Annotated in this window: 2 protein-coding genes; both read right to left on the bottom strand. The window is 39.1% G+C overall.

All coding sequences use genetic code 11. From position 1 onward, the window contains the following. Positions 1-910: recombinase family protein (locus ACYQ21_RS15555; protein WP_460059585.1), on the bottom strand; the 910-nt coding region annotated here is incomplete at its 3' end. A 47-nt stretch (positions 911-957) separates the two neighbouring features. Next, positions 958-1,107, bottom strand: coding sequence for a hypothetical protein (locus ACYQ21_RS15560; RefSeq protein ID WP_460059587.1), 150 nt, complete (start codon positions 1,105-1,107; stop codon positions 958-960). Positions 1,108-1,361 lie beyond the last annotated feature (254 nt).

A 1,361-nucleotide genomic window follows, 5' to 3' on the forward strand; every position in this document is an offset into this window, starting at 1 on the left:
GCGTCTCTTTGATAATAACCCATTCTTCTTCTGGAACAGAAACAATCTTATGAACGATTGGACTAACCGTTCTCGCTTTTCCTTGTACCATTGCGCCAGTATAGACTTGATTGCGTAAGATACGTGACACAGTTGACAGCCCCCATAAACCACTAGGATTATCATGTGTTGAAAAAAGCGCATGCCCCTTTTTATAGGTTGCTGGAGACGAGATACCTTGATGATTCAATCGTCCGACAATTTTTCGGATAGATAGACCTTCAACGACATACCATTTGAAAATCAAACGAATAATCTCAGCGGGTTCGTCATCAACGAGAAAATGGTTTTTATTCTCAGGATTTTTGCGATAACCATATGGCGCAAATGCACCTATAAATTCGCCACGATTGCGCTTTTCACGAAAAGTCTTATGAATTTCTTCCGAAATCATAAGCGGATAACTTTCGTTAAATGAGCCAAAGATTGAGACATCCATTTGATAGACTTTCCGTGGTTCTAGGTAAGTATCAATATAGGGTGAATCAATCGAAACAAAGCGTGTGCCGTACTCTGGAAAGAGTTTCCGTAAATGCTCCGTTTGGTCGCCACTGTTCCGAAACGCTCTTGACAGGCTCTTACAGATAGTCGTGTCTACACGACCACTTTTCACATCTGTTATCATCTCTTGAAAAGCAGGACGATTATAGGCATTAACTGCACTAATACCGTCGTCAATGTAGGTTTGCACAACCTGATAGGCATCTTGAAATTGTTCATCAAGGTAGCTTTGGATAATTTTTTTCTGATTGGTAATACTCAAACTCTCGTTATTACCATCTTCGTGGGAAAGTCTAACATAAATGGCGACTTTCCATTTGCGTTGTTGTTCTATTAAAACGTTTTGTTGAGATTTTCTGATTCTTGCCATCTTCTAGCCTCCTCAAATCCCATACCACGAATCTATTATATCATAACCTAGGTTAATTTAGCAGTGGATAGGTGTTGATACAACAATTTTTCTAGACTTTCACCGTTTTCTTGATAGACTAGATGTACGATAAGACCATTTACAATCAAATCAAACGTTTTTTGTAAGGGTTGTCCGACGACAGTTTCTTTTTTCATATCTTGATTTCCTCCATTCCTTATCTATCTACTCTCTAAAGAGAGAGCAACAGAAAAGAGGAACAAATCCTCTCCTCTTTATGTACACTATTCAGACTGTTTTCGACAGAAAACACATAGGTCTTTCGACCTCCTCACTCATTCAAGTCAGGGCAATAGGCAAGTATCATTATCAAAATCAATTTGTCATCGCACTTGATTGCCTAAACCAAGTGGTCACTCAATCTTTTTTCGCTAAACAAACGTTCGTGGCG

It is taken from the genome of Pseudolactococcus yaeyamensis, assembly GCF_054658615.1.